A 16067-nucleotide genomic window follows, 5' to 3' on the forward strand; every position below is an offset into this window, starting at 1 on the left:
CGTGACGGTGAGCGGCCCGACGGGATGCCGTCGGCTGACGGCCCTCGCGGATCAGTACCGCTGCACCGGCGGCGGTGTCGGCGCCGGAACGCCGGAGCGGCCGAGGGTGGCGCGGTACGCCCGGAGCCAGTTGCCGTTGCGGACGTGGTGTTCGAGTGCGTCATTGACTGCGTCGCGAAGGGCCGCGTCCTGCCGTGCGAGGCCCACGCCGTAGAACTCTTCGGAGAAGGGCCGGCCGATGACCCGCAGACGGCCCTCGTTCTGCGCCGCGTATCCCTTCAGGATCGTGTCGTCCGCGGTGACGGCGTCCACCACGTGCATGACGAGGTCCTGTACGCAGTGCGCGTAACTGTCGTGGGACACGACGGTCGCCCCGTATTCCGGCTGCCTTATCCGCTGGTACGGAGTGGATCCGGTCACCGTGCAGACCTTCTTTCCGCGCAGTTCCTCCGGTCCCCGGATACTCCGGTCGTCCTTGTCGACCAGGAGATCCTGCCCGCCGAGATAATAGGGACCGGCGAAGGAGACCTGCTTTTTCCTTTCGCTGTTTATCGTGTACGCACCCACGTAGAGGTCGACGTCCCCCTTGGATATCGAGATCTCCCGCACTTGCGGAGCCACCGTTTTCCACTCGATCTCGCGCGGCCCGAATCCCAGATACGCCGCCACCATTTTCGCGATCTCCACGTCGAATCCCGAACGTTGTCCCGTCACCGGATCCTCGAAGCCCATGAACGGGTGGTCGGACTTCACGCCGATGGTTATGGTCTTCTTCGCGAGGACGCGGGTCATACCGACCGGATACTCGAGGCTCGGATCGCTACCCGTAAGTGCTCCGACGCTGCCGGGAACACTTCCCTCTCTGCCGCATCCGCTCAGCACAAGACATAACAGCAGCACCAGGGGACCCAGCGGACGAACCCATGCCTGCACCTTCCCTCCTCGGGAATATGCGGCCCCCGCGGCACGAGAGCACAAAAGGGCGTGCGTCGGAATGGAAGTGGTGTCCGGACCAGTTTAACGATGCCGATGCGCCGCGCTACCGGGGAATTCCGTGCACGGGCGGCCGGATGCCGGCGACTCCGGCCGCCCGTGCGGTTCCCACGTCAGCCGACCTTCCGCCAGGCGCCTCCCTTCTCCAGCCGGTAGGTCCCGGTGAGCCGGCGCTGGTCGGCGCCGGCCCGCGGCTTCGCCTTCTGGCCCCCACCGTTGTCGTCCGGCTGCTTCGCGGTGGCACCGGACGGGCGCACGCTCTGGCACTTGTCGGGGTTGGTGTAGGTCTGCGCCACGACGGTGGAGGAGTTCGTGGTCGACGGGCCGTCCACCGCGATGTCCTTGACCAGCTTCCCGGTGCCGTCGACGCTCAGGTCGCCGACGATGCGGGACATGGAGTTGAGCGCGCCGAACTGGATCTCGTCGTTGGGCTTCAAGGTGAACGAGACCTCGGTCTCCTCGGAGTTGGTCATGCTCCAGGTGTGGCTCCAGGTCCCCTTGAACGCGGCGGTGAACGCGCCGCGCAGGGCCAGGTGGATGAGGCTCTTGAACGCCGCGGTCGTGCTGAGCTTCTCGGTCATCTGGGCCGTGCCGGTCAGCGTGTTCGACAGCGTGGCGCTCGTGGACGCCGTGCTTTCCGACGTGGAGTCCTGGTTGGGGCCCTTGTCCTTGGGTGCCGAGTGGTTGGTCTCACTGCTCTTGCTCGTGTTCGTCGTGGTGGCGCTGCCCGTGGTGGCGTCCTGGAGGGTCTGCTGCGCCTGGACTTCGCCGGTGGTCGAGCCGCTGACCTCGTTGTCGGTCCAGGCCGTGCCCTCGATGGTGGCGCTGCCGGAGACCTCACCGCCGATGTTGTCGGAGCTTGAGGTCTCCAGCTTCACCGTGCGCTTGATGGACATGTCCGCGTTGGTGCAGTTGATGGCGCCGTTGGACACCGAGTAGACGGCGCTGGTGAACTCGCGCTTGCGCTGGGGGTCCAACTTGAACGTGCAGGCGTAGCGCTTGGTGTGGCCGCACAAGGAGGTCACCTCGTGCACCGACTTCAGGGGCTTCTTGCCGTCGAACGCCCGCGCCTTCGGCATCTTCTCGATGCCGTAGTCGCCGATCTTGTCGTTCCGTGGCGCCGCCGCGGAGGGGAGGGCGGCGGTCAGGGACAGGGCGGACAGGACGGGGACCAGGACGAGCATGCGGCGGGTCGCCGCTCGGCGGTGCTGGGAGGAACGCGCGGTGTGAACCATGACTGTGTCCTTTCGTTGCTGATGTCCTGAGAGATCAGGAGAGGTGGCGCGGTCTCCTCAGTCCCGGGTGGAGGGGTGGTCGACGGTCAGCGGGACGGTGCGGGTCTTGCGCCCCTTGGGCGCCTCACCGGCCGGCACCAGGTGGGGAACCTTGCGCAGGGTGGGCGCGCCGACGGTGTTGTCCGGGGTGCGGGCGTTGTCACGGGCGTCGCCGCACCGGGTCAGCTCGACCTTGCTCATCGGGCCGGTGCGCTGGTAGAAGCGGTCGCCGAAGGAGCCGGACGGCAGATCGGCGAAGACGTCCATCCGCTCGTTCTTGCTGTCGTGGATCAGCGTGCCCGCGATCCGCTCCCTGGCCGCCTGCACCTCGATCCAGCTCACCTCGCCCGGCTGGACCGTGACGGACGCCGTGCGCTGTTCCTTGCGCCCGTAGAGCAGCGGGTTGTTCGTGCCCATCTCCAGCGGGTTGCCGTCGGCGCGGGTGAAGCCGGCCGCGATCTGGGTGGCGATGTTCTCGTACCCCTTGCGCACATCGGTCTGGTGCGGCTGCTGCGGGGCGGACTGCTGTTGCTGCTGGAGACCCTGCGGTCCCGGCGGCTGCGGTTGCGGCGTCTGCTGTTGCGGCGTCTGCTGGTCGTTCTTGCGCTGCGAGAAGTACTGGGTGACGTTGTCGTACGGCAGCTCCTCCCAGTTGACCGGGCGCTGGTCGGTGATGGCGTTGCGGGTGCAGTTGATGTACGCCTGGCCGACCATGCGCGGCCGGTCGTAGTACCGGTAGGAGTAGCGGTCGTCCTTCTCGAAGTGACAGGTCCTGGGGCCCCCGAGGCAGTCCTGGATCACGATGCGGGGTTCGACCGGCTCGCGTCCCTGGTACGCCTGCGGCATGGGAAGCCGTGCCTTCTTGAGGTCGTACGGCACCGGCGCCGGGTCCTGCGTGGCATGGAAGCGCGTGACGAGCGGGCCGCAGGCGGACGCCTTCTGGTAGGCCCAGCTGATCCGCGGATTGTTCTCCGCGGCCGTGAAGGAGTACGAGCGTCCCTCGTGCCAGTGGGGCTTGCTCGCGGTGGTGGTCTCCGTGGTGACGGTCTGCGCCGAGTTGCCCTCACCGGCGACGGACACCCGGTACTCCTGGCCCTTCTTCGGGTCGTCCGTACCGCAGTTCGTGAGCGGACTGGGGCTGTCGTCCCACGTCACGGTGACCGTGGAGCCCTTCTGGACACGCCACAGGCGGGTGCTGAGCGTGCCGGCCGAGCCGTCGCTGAGCGAGGCCGCCTGCAGTCCGCCGCCGTGGCCCGCCCGGCTCGCCGAGAACAGCTGGGTGTTCTTGCCGTCCCATTTGTTCGGCGCCACCTTCTGGACGGTTCCCGCGGACACGGTGGGACTGGCGAGATCCGGGTTCTCGATCCGCGCGCCCACCGCCTCCGCGGCGAACGCGGCCCCGGGCAGGGTGCTCAGCACGAGGGAGCCGCCGAGCAGCGCCGACAGGCAGTAGGTCGTGGTGCGTCGTGGCATGAAGGTCTCCTTGGACGAAGTGAGGGAAGCGGGGACTGGGTTGTCCGGGTGTTCAACAGGCCCACCAGGACGACTGCGGCACGATGACCTGGTCGTCGGAGAGCCGGTCGCGCATGCCGGAGGTGGCGTGGCACTGCTGCGTCACTCCGTCGGCGGGGGCCGCGGACCGCGTGACGTTCCCGAAGTCCGTCTGCTCCTGGACGTGGGCGTCCTGATCCTTCTTCTGGGCGTCCTGGGCCTCGCCACTGATGGGCCGGTTGCACTTATGGAAGTTCTCCACCTGGCACTTGTCCTTGGCCTGCTTGTTCTTCCCGACGTCCGAGCAGGCGCTGCTCGACGGAATGCCGTTGATGCCACCGGGTGAGCAGGGGTCGGTGTCCGGCGGCGAGGGAACGGGCGACTTCTTGTCGACCTCCGGCGGCTTGGGCTTCGGGGCATCGGAGGGCGGGGGCGCGGTCTGGGTGTCGGGCTCGGGGGCGGCGCTGAACGTGGCGGGCGGCGGTTCCTCCGCCTTGGCCACCACGGCCTCGGCGGCCCCGGCCGTAGGCACGGCGGCGGCCGGAGTCAGGCCCAGGGCCAGGGCGGTGGCACCCGCCACCGTGACCATTCCGGCCGCGAGCAGGGCACGGCACACAACGGCAACACGCATGGTTCTCCTTCGGAGTTTTGGGGGAGTCGGCGGCGTCTGAGCCACACCACGGTGGGGGCCGCCGCTCTCACATTCCGTCAGCTCGGCCGTCTTCGCCATTCGACCTGCGCTGCGCGGTGCGCCAGTTGGCCCCAGGAAGGGGCCGACTGGCCGTAGGCGTCCGGGCTTTGGCGTAGCCAGGGTTTTTGGGCGTCCCCCCAAAGGCGTGAACTCTGGCTTCCGCAGGCCGAAAAGCGGTTCGAACGCGGCAAGCATGTTGCTGGACGCCACGACTCGAGTGGCTGCTCCTCCAACTGCGGCGCCACGCTTACGTCGTGGTGCCCGAACGAACGGAACTCCCATGAACGCAAAGACCCGTGGGCTGCGCCTGCGCGCTGCCCTGACCGTCATAGCCACCGCGACCGCTCTGGGAGCGGCAGCGGCCCCGGCTCTCCCCGCCGAGGGACACGACCCGCTGGTGTACGCGTGGGGCGCCAACTCCGGTGGTCAGCTCGGCAATTCGACGTCCCCCGACCGGTACGCCCCGGCCCCGATCCCCTCCCTGCCCAAGCAGGACGTGTTCGAGATCGCGGCCGGCGGCGGTACCACCGACGGCTGGGGCTTCGGTGTGGCCCTGCGCAATGACGGGTCCGTCTGGACGTGGGGCCAGAACGACAAGGGCCAGCTCGGCACCGGTCCGACGGACCCCGACCACAACGCCGCGCTGGGCAAGGTGCCCAAGCTCAACGGCATCGTCGATGTGGCGGCGGGCGGCCAGCACGCGCTCGCGCTGCGCGTGAACTCCGGTAAGGCCGACGGTGTTTACGCCTGGGGCCTCAACGACAAGGGCCAGGTCGGCGACCACACGAACGACAACCGGTCGGTTCCCCAGCTGGTCCAGAGCATGCACGGCGGCAAGCAGGTCGCGGCCGGCTGCAACCACAGCATGCTCCTCACCGACAAGAACACCGTGCAGACCTGGGGCCTCAACGACAAGGGCCAGCTCGGCACCGGTACCGGCAAGGACGACGAGACGAACGAGGACCACAACACGCCCGTCGAAGTCCCGGACCTCACCGGCGTGGTCAAGATCGCCGCCGGGTGCGAGTACAGCCTCGCCGTGAAGTCCGACGGCACCGTCTGGGCCTGGGGCGACAACACCAAGGGGCAGCTCGGCATCAACAAGGAGGGCGACGACGTGAAGTTCAGCAACAAGCCGGTTCAGGTCCAGGGCCTGCCCGCGGGCCAGGGCGGGCCGGTCAACTCGGCCGACCAGCCGGGCGGAACGGACACCGGGACGGGCACGGGAACGGACGCGACCCAGGGCACGGGCCCGACGGCCCGGGACATCGTCGCCGGCTACGACCACGCCTACGCCCTCTACTCCGACGACAAGGTGTACGGCTGGGGCAGCAACGAGAACGGGCAGCTCGCCGACGGGACGAAGACCAACCGGACGAGCGCGCACGAGGCCATCGAGCTGCCCTCGGTGCGGGCGATCTCGGCGGGACGCGGCTACGGCCTCGCCGTGCGCTCCGCCGGCGGCGGCACCACCAACGACATCATCGGCTGGGGACTGAACAACCACGGCCAGCTCGGCAGTGGTGACGACCTCACCCACCACCTCAACGACAACGACCAGTTCGTCACGGTCTTCCCGCAGGAGGCGGAGCAGGCGAACCCGTTCACCCGCGTCACGGCGGGCAACAGCCAGTCCAGCTACGCCTATTGAGCCGGACCGGCCAGCCGTACCCGGTGATTGCCGGTCTTCGCGTGAACCCGCCCTCCGCACCTCGTGCGGGGGGCGGGTACCGGGCGCTCCTTCCCCGCGCCGGGTCGAAGATCCGTCAAGCGCCCGGCCAACTGGCTGATCTCGATGCGTTCGCGCGTCGGCACTCCCTTTTCTCTCTTCCTCCCGTGGTGAAGGACAGCCCCCCTATGCGCGTACAACCCGACGTCAACGACCCCGGAGCGGGCCGGGCTCCCCGCCCAGGTCGCGGACCGGCTGCGGTACGGCTGTTTCCTCGACGACGACGTCTACACCTACGCCTACGCCTACGCCTACGAGCCGGACGGGCATGTTCTTCGGGATCTACCGGAAGGTACCGCCATGTGAAGCAGCCGTGAACACCCTGTGGAAGCGATGACGGTGGCGCCGCTTATGCTGCGGCGGACGATCACGCGGACCAGGGGAGGGCGCGGCATGCTCGGCAAGCTGTTCGGCAGGGGCGGGGAGAGACCGGGGGGCCCGGGGACGGACCCCCATGCCCTTCCCGTCCCGCGCAGGGGGAAGAACGGGACGTACACGCTGCGCGCGCTCGGCGACGAGCGGGTGGCGGCGCTGGTGGCGGCGGCCGAGGCGGGCGACTGGGAGGCGGTCAAGGCCGCGCTGGCCCCCTTCGACATCGGCCGCGACGATCACGTCCTCGGCGAGCTCGCCGACGTCGACGGCGTGCAGGACTGGATCGGCCGGGCCGTCGAGGAGGACAAGGAGCACCGGGCGACGGCCCTGCTGATATCCGGGGCGCGCCACATCATCTGGGGCTGGGAGGCCCGCACCTCCGACCGTGCCGTGAACGTCTCGCGGGAGCAGTGGCGGGTCTTCTACGAGCGGCTGCGCATCGCCGAGGAGCAGCTGTTCGAGGCCGCCGAGCTGCGGCCGGAGTGGGTCACGCCGTGGGGCCGCCTCCTCATCTCCGGCCGCGGCATGTCGGTGGGCCCCGACGCCGGTGTGGCGCGGCTGCACGCGGCCCTGCGCCGGGAGCCGCTGGACCTGGAGACGCACCTCGCGTGGGTGTCGCAGCTGCAGCCCCGCTGGGCCGGTGAGCCGGGCCAGGCCCTGGCGTTCGCCCGCGACGCGCTGGCCCACACCCCGCAGGGACACCGGCTCGGCTGTGTGATCGCCATGGCGCACATCGAGGAGTGGGTCGAGTCGGACAACGGCGACTGCCTCCAGACCCCGGCCATCCGGGACGAGTTGCGCAAAGCGGCCGATCACAGCATCCTCCACCCCGCCTACGTGCGGCGGCTCGGCTGGCAGCGCGACTTCAACATCTTCGCCATGGCCCTGTCGCTGGCCGACGAGCGTCACACGGTGCGGCGCGTCTTCCAGGCGCTCGACGGCGCGTACACCAGCTGGCCCTGGGAGTACTTCGCGGAGCCCGAGAAGCAGTTCGCCCGGCACCACCGCCGCGCCTGAGCCCGCGCCGGCCCCGCACGTCACCTCTCGCCCCTCGACACCACCGGACTGCCCGATGACTCTGCCCGAAACCGCCGCGAGCCCGGCCGGCGCCGACCGCACCTTCCAGGTGGATCTGCGCGGCCTCGTCGACCTCCTCTCCCATCACCTCTACTCAAGCCCCCGCGTCTACCTGCGCGAACTGCTGCAGAACGCGGTGGACGCGCTGACCGCCCGGCGGGCCCTCCAACCGGACGCCCCCGCCGACGCGTTCGGCATCCGGCTGTACACCGACGGGTCGGTGGTCCGCGTCGAGGACGACGGCGTCGGTCTCACCGAGACCGACGTGCACGCCTTCCTCGCCACGATCGGCCGCAGCAGCAAGCGCGCCGACCGCATCGCGGAGCAACGCGGCGACTTCATCGGCCAGTTCGGCATCGGCCTGCTCTCCTGCTTCCTCGTCGCGGACGAGATCCACGTCGTGAGCCGCTCCGCCCGCACCCCCGACGCGCCCGCCGTGGAGTGGCGCGGTCGCGGCGACGGCAGCTACACCGTCCGCGTGCTGCCCGCCGCCGCCCGCCCCCGGCCCGGCACCACCGTCACCCTGACGCCGCGCTCCGACGCGGGCGAGTGGACGAGGCCGACGCAAGTACGCGCGCTGGCCGGGCACTTCGGCTCGCTGCTGCGGCACCCGGTGACGTTCGACGACGGCACGGGCGGACCCGGCTCACCCGTCAACCCCGAGCCCGCGCCCTGGTCGCGCACGTATCCGACACCGGGAGCCCGTTCCCGTGCGCTGGCCGCGTACGGCGAGGAGGTCTTCGGGTTCACGCCGCTGGACACCATCGAGCTGGATCTGCCGGCCGTCGGTCTGAAGGGCATCGCGTGCGTGCTGCCCGAGGCGGTGCCCGCAGGGCGCCGGCACGGCCACCGCGTGCACGTCAGGGGCATGCTCCTTTCCGAGCAGGCCGAGGAGATCCTGCCCGAGTGGGCGTTCTTCGTCCGCTGTGTCGTCGACGCGGAGAGCCTGCGCCCGACGGCGTCCCGCGAGGCCCTGTACGAGGACGACACCCTCACCGCCGTCCGTGACGCCCTCGCCGAGCGGCTGCGCGCCTGGATCGCGCGGGCCGCCGCCGGCGACCCGGACCTGCTCGCCCGCTTCCTCCAGGCGCACCACCTGGCCGCGAAGTCGCTCGCGGTGCACGACGACGAGATCCTGCGGATGCTGCTGCCCTGGCTGCCGTTCGAGACGACCGACGGGCACGCCACCCTCGACGAGTTCGCACGCACCCACCGCACGGTGCTGGTGACGTCGAGCGTTGAGGAGTTCCGGCAGGTCGCGGCGATCGCCTCGGCCGCCGGGCTCGGTGTCGTCAACGGCGGCTACACGTACGACCGCGAGCTGGTCCACCGGCTGCCCGAGATCAGGCCCGAGGCCACCGTCGCCGACCTCGATCCCGCGACCCTCACCGCCCACCTCGATCCGGTCGACCGGGAGACGGAACTGGCCGCCGCGGCCTACCTCGCCCGGGCCCGCGACGCCCTCGCCGTCTTCGACTGCGACGTCGCGCTGCGCACCTTCCAGCCCGCCTCGGCCCCCGCCCTGCTCATCGACAGCCGCGAGGCGCGGCACGAGCGCACCCGCTCGCAGCTCGCCCGTGAGCAGGAGGGCGGCCTGTGGGGCGACATCCTCGGCGCCCTGCGCCAGGAGGCGCCGCGCGCCCAGCTGATCCTCAACCAGCTCAACCCGCTGGTGCGCACCGCCGTCGCCATCGACGAGCCCGAGCTGGCCCGCACCAGCGCCGAGGCCCTCTACGGGCAGGCCGCGCTGCTGTCCCGGCGCCCGCTCAGGCCCTCCGAGTCGAGCCTCATCAACCGCTCCTTCCTCGACCTTCTCGCCCACGCCCTCCGCAAGGACAGCTGACGATGCCGACCGCACCCCTCCCCCAGGACCTGCAGAACACGGACGAGCTGTACCGGGCGCTCCAGGAGAACGACCAGCGCCCCTACGGCCGCACCCGCACCGTCACCGCCGAGGAACTCGTCGACGCCGCCGAGCGATTCGAGGACCGCGCCGCGCTCGCGCACGCGCTCCTCGAACTCCAGGAGGCGTACACCTACGGCTCCGAACCCCGGAAGTCGCCCGTCGTCTTCGCCCGTCTGCTCACGCTCTTCGACGAGCGGCCCGATGTCTTCGACGAGCGCCTGCGCCATCTGCTGTTCTGGCGGTTCAAGTGGGTGGCCAATGCCCTGCGCGCGCTGCCCGAGATACCCTTGGCGAGTCTGCGCCAGTGGCAGACGGAGATGCGCGGCCGGTACGAGAAGGCCGGCCTCGGCCTCCAGCCCTGCTACGGCCAGGCGTACCAGCTCGCCGCCCACATCGGTGAGGACACCGCTCTGGCCTACGAGTTGTGGGCGGGCCGCACCCGTACCCCGCTGAGCGACTGCGAGGCCTGCGAGACCTGCGAGCGGGCCCGTCACCACCTCGCAGCGGGCGACGACGAGCGGGCGCTGAACATATGGGAACCCGTGCTGGCCGGGGACGAGTCCTGCCAGGAGGAGCCGGCCCGCTCCGTCTCGTACGCGCTGCTGCCCCTGCTGCGCACCGGCCGCACCGACCGGGCCAGGGAGCTGCACCTCGCCGGCTACCGCCGGTGCCGGCGCGTCCCCTCGATGTGCGGGGAGGTCGGCCGGCATCTGGAGTTCTGCGCGCTGACCGGCAACGAGGCGCGCGGCCTGGAACTGCTCGCCGAGAACCGGAACCTGTTCGACGAGGTGGACTCGCCGCTGGAGCTGTTCGACTTCCTCACCGGTGTGGAGGTCCTGCTGCAGCGCGTCGAGCACCTCGGCCACGGTGACGTGCCCGCCGCCGGGTTCGCGGGCCGTACGTGGACGGTGGCCGGCCTGCGCGCCGAGGTGCGCGGCCGCGCCGACGACCTCGCCGCCCGCTTCGACGCCCGCAACGGAACCACGGCCCATGCCGAACGCCGCAGAGCCCGCCTCGACCGCGCCCCGCTCCTGGAGGCGCTGGAGCTGACTCTGCGCACGCGCGGCCTCGACGACCTGGCCCCGATTGCCCCGGCCGCCGCACCCACCGCCCCGACCGCCCCCACGGCCGACGCCGCCCCCGAGCCGCTGCCCGACCTCATCGCACGGGCAAGGGCGTTGGAGGAGGGGGGCCACCCGGACGCGGACGCCTGCTGGGCGCGGCTGCGCGCACTCGTCGCCGCCCGCGGCTACACCCACCCCGACGACCCGGCCGTGGGCCCGCTCGTACGGCTGCGGGCCGACCTGCTGGCCGACGAGGCGGGCGAGGCCGGCGAGAGGGACGACTTCGCCACCGCCGTGGCCCTTTACGAGGAGGCCGCGGGTCTGTACGACGACGCCGGGGAGCCGGGGCACGCGGCCGTCTCCCGTGCCCGCGCACTGATGGCAGGCGCCGAGCTTCCCGCGGAGGGCGCCGACGGCACCGAGGCGAAGGCCGCCGTGCTCGCCGCCGCCCACGAGGCCGTGGTCCGCCTGCACGAGGAGACGCCCGGCCTCTCCCCGTACCAGGAGGCCCGGCTGCTGCGGCTGCGCGCGACCGCCCTCGGGCTGCGCCTCCAGGCGTCGGGCAGCGCCGACCACGCCGCACCGGCTTTCGCCGAGGCGGAGCTGCTGCACGCGTTCGCCACCCGGCACGACATCGCCGACCAGGCCTCCTACGCCCTGCAACTGAGGGCGGGCACGCACGCTCTCTCGGGCGACCTACCCGCCGCCGTCACCGAGGTCGACGGCCTCCTCGACCGGCTGAAGGCGCACGGCCCGGCCTGGCACGTGCCCCGCGTCCTCGCGCTGCGCGGCCGCCTCCACCTCGGTCTCCAGGACGCCCGCACCGCGCACGCGGATCTGACCGAGGGCGTGCGACAGGCCGCCGAGTGGCCGGCCGGCACGGTCGACACGGCCCGTCTGCACGGCGATCTGGCCGAGGCCTGTCTGCACCTGGGCCGGCCCGACGAGGCGCTGCGGCTCCTGACCCGCTCGGCGGAGCTGGACCTTCGCCGCGGCAGCCGCACGGACGCCTTCTGCACGTACAGCAACGCGGCCCGGCTCAGCCTCGACCTGGGCCGTGTGGAGGACTGCATCGCGCTGCTCGACTCCGTCCTTGCCGAGCCGGACGTGGCCTCCGGGGAGCTGGACGATCGGCTCGCCGCCCAGCTGCGCCTGACCCGGGCCCGCGCGCTGCACGCGGGAGAGGACCTGAAGGCCGCCACGGCGGAGTTCGTCGCCCTCGCGGCCGCGTCGTCCCGCTGGGACGACGACCCGGGGAGCCACGCGATGATCGCCGCCGAGACGGCCGTGCTCCTCGCCGAGTCCGGTGAGTTCGACCGGGCCCGCGAGGCCGCGGACCAGGCGCTCGCCGCGCACGCCCGCGCGCCGCGCTACGAACAGCTCAGCGGCTGCCTGCGCGAACTGGCCCGCCTCCAGGCCAAGCGGCAGGGTTCGGACGGACTGGCCGACGCCCTCGCCCACCTCGCCGCCGCGGGCCGCGTCGCCGACGAGGCCCGCGCCGCCGGGTACGAGCCCGGCGGCGGTTCCCTGGAGACCGCCCTGGCCTACGAGTACGGCCGGGTCAACGCCTACGCCGAGCAGTTCGAGGACGCCCTGGCCGCCCTGGAGGAGGCCCTCGCCCTGATCGGTGAGCCGGGGCCGGACGAGGACCGCGCCGGGGAGTGGGCCGAGTGCGTCCGTCTGGCGGGTGTGGTGGAGGGCTTCCAGCTGGAGCGCCCTGCCGCCGCCCTCGGCCGCCTGGACGCGGCACTCTCCCGGCTGACCGCCCTCGGCCACACCGGTCCTGGCGAGCCGCTGACCGCCTTGGCGGCGCGGCTGCGCGAGGCGGAGTGACCCGTCGCCGCCCGGGCCCGGACCCGGGCGGCGACGGTCCCTTGCGTACCCTGGCCGCATGCGGATGCGTCCCACTCTGAGCTGGAGCCCTCCCGAGGGCCTGCCGCCGGCCACCACGGACCTGGGGCCGGTCGCCGACGCGCTCGGCGCCGGGGGTGTGCTGGTGCTCAGCGGGGCGGGGATCTCCACGGAGTCGGGCATCCCCGACTACCGGGGCGAGGGCGGCAGCCTGAGCCGGCACACCCCGATGACGTATCAGGAGTTCACCGCCGACGCCGGTGCCCGGCGTCGGTACTGGGCGCGCAGTCACCTCGGCTGGCGCCTCTTCGGGCGCGCCCGCCCCAACGCCGGGCACAGGGCCGTCGCCGCGTTCGGGCGGCACGGCCTCCTGTCGGGTGTGATCACCCAGAACGTCGACGGGCTGCACCAGAGTGCCGGCAGTGTGGGCGCCGTGGAGCTGCACGGGAGCCTGGACCGGGTCGTCTGTCTCTCCTGCGGCGCCTTCAGTGCGCGGCGTGAGCTCGCCCTGCGGCTGGAGGAGGCCAATCCCGGGTTCGAGCCGGTGGCCGCCGGCCTCAATCCGGACGGTGACGCCGACCTCAGCGACGAGCAGGTCGGTGACTTCCGCGTCGTACCGTGCGACGTCTGCGGCGGCGTCCTCAAACCGGATGTCGTGTTCTTCGGCGAGTCCGTGCCGCCGGAGCGGGTCGAGCACTGCCGCGGCCTGGTCCGTGAGGCGGCCTCGCTGCTGGTCCTCGGCTCTTCCCTGACGGTGATGTCGGGGCTGCGGTTCGTCCGCCAGGCCGCGAAGGACGGGAAGCCCGTACTGATCGTCAACCAGGACCCGACCCGGGGCGACCAGCACGCCGCCGCCCGGGTCGCGCTTCCGCTGGGGGCGGCTCTCACCACGGTGGCCGGCCGGCTGGGCGTCCCCGTCCCGGCCCGGTAACCGACCGTCACGCCCGGGCGTACACTCGGTCTTATGGGTCACATGGGTGTCACGATGCGCGCGAGGACGCCTCGAACCCGCCGTCACGCCCTCCGTGTCGCCCGCCGCACCGCGCTTTCTGAAGCGCTTCCCGACGCGCTTCGTATCTCACTGCACGAGCACGGCTAGCGACTCTCGCGCCGGTTCACCGCTGCCGCCGTTCCCGGCCCCGCGGGTGATTCCGTCTCCGCTCCACGTCACCACCACAGCGCTCCACGTCACCACCACAGCCTTCCGGCTCCCGCCGGCGCTGCCGCCTGGCCGCGACCGCACGTCCGGGTCCGCGCCACTTCGAATGGATCATCGTGAAGCTGAACGAGTTGTTGGCCGGACACGACCACCACGCACTCCTGGGCGAGCCTGACACGGTCGCCGTCACCGCGGGCGTGACCTTCGACGTCGAGCGGGTCGGGCCCGGTTGCGTCTTCGTCGCCGTGCCCGGGTACCAGGAGGGCGGGCCCGGCGCGGTGGCCGCCGCGTTCGCCCGCGGGGCCGCGGCCGTCGTCGTCGAAGGGAAGGAGCTCGCGCTCCCGGCCCTGGCGCGGTCCGCGGGCGGGTGCGTCGTGCGGGTGGCGGACACGCGACGGGCGGCCGCGGTCATGGCCTCGCGGTACTTCGGCGAACCGGGGCGGCACATGGACGTGGTGGCGGTCACCGGCACCAACGGCAAGACGTCGGTCTCGTACATGGTCGAGTCCGTGCTGCGGCTCTCCACGGGGGCGAAGGTCGGGGTCATCGGGACGGCCGGCAGCCGGATGGGCGACGAGCTGATCCCGATGCCCCGGTCCGTGCTCACCACCCCGGAGTCGCCCGACCTGCAGTACCTCCTCGGTCACATGCGTGACCGAGCGACCGGCAGCGTGGTGCTGGAGGCCACGTCCATGGCTCTGCTGACGCACCGGGTGGACCGCACCTTCATCGATGTCGGGGTCTTCACGAACCTGACGCAGGACCATCTGGACGACCACGGGACGATGGCCGCCTACCGGGACGCCAAGCTGCGGCTCTTTCAGGGCCTGTGCCGGCACGCGGTGGTCAACGCCGACGATCCGGTGGGGGCCGGGATCGGCGCGATGATGCCGGGCGCGGTGACCACGTACGCTCTCGACGGGCCCGCGGACTACCGGGCGACCGGCCTCGTCGCGAGCGCCTCGGGCACGCGGTTCACCCTGCTGCACGGCGGGCGCGCCCGTCCGGCGTCGGTCCCCTTTCCTGGCCGGTACAACGTGGCCAACGCTCTCGCCGCCCTCGCCTCCTGCCACGTGCTGGGGCACGATCTGGACGCCCTCGTCGCGGCGCTGGCCCAACTGCCGCCCATACCGGGCAGGTTCGAACGCTTCGAGACGCCGGAGGGCGCCTCCGTGATCGTGGACTACGCCCACTCCCCCGACTCCCTGGACAAGGTCCTGTCCGCCATCCGCGGCTACGCGCGCGGCCGCGTCATCACCGTCTTCGGCTGCGGCGGCGACCGGGACACCACGAAGCGGGCCGACATGGGGAGGATCGCCGGGGCGCACTCCGACCTGTGCGTGGTGACCTCCGACAATCCGCGCGACGAGGACCCGGAGGCCATCCTGGACCAGATCGTCCCCGCGCTCACCGCGACCGGGACCCCGTTCGAACGCCTCGCCGACCGCCGCGAGGCCATCGCCTTCGCCCTGTCGTCGGCGGGCCCCGAGGACACGGTCCTCATCGCCGGCAAGGGAAGCGAACCGCACCAGACCGTGCGCGGGGAGCTGCTTCCGTTCAGCGACATGGCCACCGCGCGTGAACTCGCCCTCGCGCAGACAGCCGCCTGCCGCCCCGGAGTTCAGTCGGTCAGCCGAGTCACTGATTCGCTGAGTCGCTGAGTCAGTGAGTCAGTGAGTCAGTGAGTCGCTGAGTCGCTGAACGGTCGGGCGGGGGCCGCCCGCCCGTCACATCTCTCGCAGCGCCTTGGCGAGGACCGACTCGCCGGTGACCTCGATCCGCCCCTGCCGCACGCCCTGCCCCACGGTGAGTTCGCCGCGGCTCACCGCCACGCAGGTACCGGCGTCCAGGGTGAGGCCGGCGTCGGCCCCGTCCGGTGCGGTCCCGTCGCCGTAGGTCCGGGCGTCCGCGTCCTGATCGCCGGTGAGCCGTACGTGGAAGCAGCCCTCGTCGAGCCGCACCTCCACCACGCCCTCGGCGTCCGCCCCGGCGCCGGCCGCCGCGAGGTGCCTCAGCAGCGGCAGCGCGAACCAGTGCGCGCGCACCGCGTCCGTGGGCCTGCGCTCCTCCAGGGCGGGGGCGCCCCACGCGGCGAGGGCTTCCAGGACGGGCAGCAACTGGCGGCCCCTGCCGGTGAGTTCGTAGACGTACGCCGCCGAGGGGGCGGGCAGCCTGCGGCGTGTCGCGAGGCCCCGCTGCTCCATGTCCTTCAGGCGCGAGGCCAGGACATCCGTGCTGACGCCCGGCAGGTCGGCGTGGAGGTCGGTGTAGCGACGCGGGCCGACCAGCAGTTCCCTGACGACGAGCAGGGTCCAGCGGTCGCCCACGGCGTCCAGCGCCCGGGCTGCCGCGCAGTACTGGTCGTAGCTTCGGCGAGGTGGCATGCGACATAGTCTATGCAAGTTGTTGGACTTTCCAAGCGGGGACTTGGTAAAACCAAGTAACACACGTCACGGGAGG

11 protein-coding genes are annotated in these 16067 nt (G+C 71.8%); 6 read left to right on the plus strand and 5 right to left on the minus strand.

Annotated features, from left to right (window positions below):
- Positions 1 to 51 precede the first annotated feature (51 nt).
- The 4 genes from AB0N81_RS18145 to AB0N81_RS18160 all read right to left on the minus strand — a co-directional run bounded on the left by AB0N81_RS18145 (position 52) and on the right by AB0N81_RS18160 (position 4389).
- A complete protein-coding gene (locus AB0N81_RS18145; protein ID WP_365359303.1) occupies positions 52 to 792 on the minus strand; it encodes a glutamate ABC transporter substrate-binding protein in 741 nt (246 codons plus the stop codon).
- Positions 793 to 1106: 314 nt separating this feature from the next.
- Complete coding sequence (locus AB0N81_RS18150) at positions 1107 to 2228, minus strand: hypothetical protein (RefSeq protein WP_365359304.1); 1122 nt, start codon at positions 2226 to 2228, stop codon at positions 1107 to 1109.
- A 57-nt stretch (positions 2229 to 2285) separates the two neighbouring features.
- Positions 2286 to 3740: a hypothetical protein gene (locus AB0N81_RS18155; protein ID WP_365359306.1), complete on the minus strand. Its 1455-nt coding sequence runs from the start codon at positions 3738 to 3740 to the stop codon at positions 2286 to 2288.
- Between the two features lie 52 nt (positions 3741 to 3792).
- The gene (locus AB0N81_RS18160; RefSeq protein WP_365359308.1) at positions 3793 to 4389 is read right to left on the minus strand and encodes a hypothetical protein; all 597 of its coding nucleotides are present in this window, start codon (positions 4387 to 4389) and stop codon (positions 3793 to 3795) included.
- A 340-nt stretch (positions 4390 to 4729) separates the two neighbouring features.
- Between AB0N81_RS18160 and AB0N81_RS18165 the strand changes: the two genes are divergently transcribed.
- The 6 genes from AB0N81_RS18165 to AB0N81_RS18190 all read left to right on the plus strand — a co-directional run bounded on the left by AB0N81_RS18165 (position 4730) and on the right by AB0N81_RS18190 (position 15268).
- A complete protein-coding gene (locus tag AB0N81_RS18165; protein WP_365359310.1) occupies positions 4730 to 6100 on the plus strand; it encodes a sialidase in 1371 nt (456 codons plus the stop codon).
- Positions 6101 to 6571: 471 nt separating this feature from the next.
- Positions 6572 to 7567 carry a hypothetical protein gene (locus AB0N81_RS18170; protein ID WP_365359312.1) on the plus strand — a complete coding sequence of 332 codons (996 nt, stop codon included), beginning with the start codon at positions 6572 to 6574 and terminating at the stop codon, positions 7565 to 7567.
- Positions 7568 to 7622: 55 nt separating this feature from the next.
- The gene (locus AB0N81_RS18175; protein ID WP_365359314.1) at positions 7623 to 9470 is read left to right on the plus strand and encodes an HSP90 family protein; all 1848 of its coding nucleotides are present in this window, start codon (positions 7623 to 7625) and stop codon (positions 9468 to 9470) included.
- A 2-nt stretch (positions 9471 to 9472) separates the two neighbouring features.
- Positions 9473 to 12430 carry a hypothetical protein gene (locus tag AB0N81_RS18180; protein WP_365359316.1) on the plus strand — a complete coding sequence of 986 codons (2958 nt, stop codon included), beginning with the start codon at positions 9473 to 9475 and terminating at the stop codon, positions 12428 to 12430.
- A 58-nt stretch (positions 12431 to 12488) separates the two neighbouring features.
- On the plus strand, positions 12489 to 13379 hold the full coding sequence (locus AB0N81_RS18185) for an NAD-dependent protein deacetylase (RefSeq protein WP_365359318.1): 891 nt from the start codon (positions 12489 to 12491) through the stop codon (positions 13377 to 13379).
- 344 nt (positions 13380 to 13723) lie between these two features.
- Positions 13724 to 15268 (plus strand): UDP-N-acetylmuramoyl-L-alanyl-D-glutamate--2,6-diaminopimelate ligase, encoded by a 1545-nt coding sequence (locus AB0N81_RS18190; protein WP_365359320.1) that lies wholly within the window; start codon positions 13724 to 13726, stop codon positions 15266 to 15268.
- A gap of 66 nt (positions 15269 to 15334) precedes the next feature.
- Here the strand turns inward: AB0N81_RS18190 and AB0N81_RS18195 are convergent, their stop codons facing one another.
- Positions 15335 to 15991, minus strand: coding sequence for a helix-turn-helix domain-containing protein (locus AB0N81_RS18195; protein ID WP_365359321.1), 657 nt, complete (start codon positions 15989 to 15991; stop codon positions 15335 to 15337).
- Between the last annotated feature and the right edge of the window lie 76 nt (positions 15992 to 16067).

Source organism: Streptomyces sp. NPDC093510, from assembly GCF_040683555.1.
Lineage (GTDB): Bacteria > Actinomycetota > Actinomycetes > Streptomycetales > Streptomycetaceae > Streptomyces.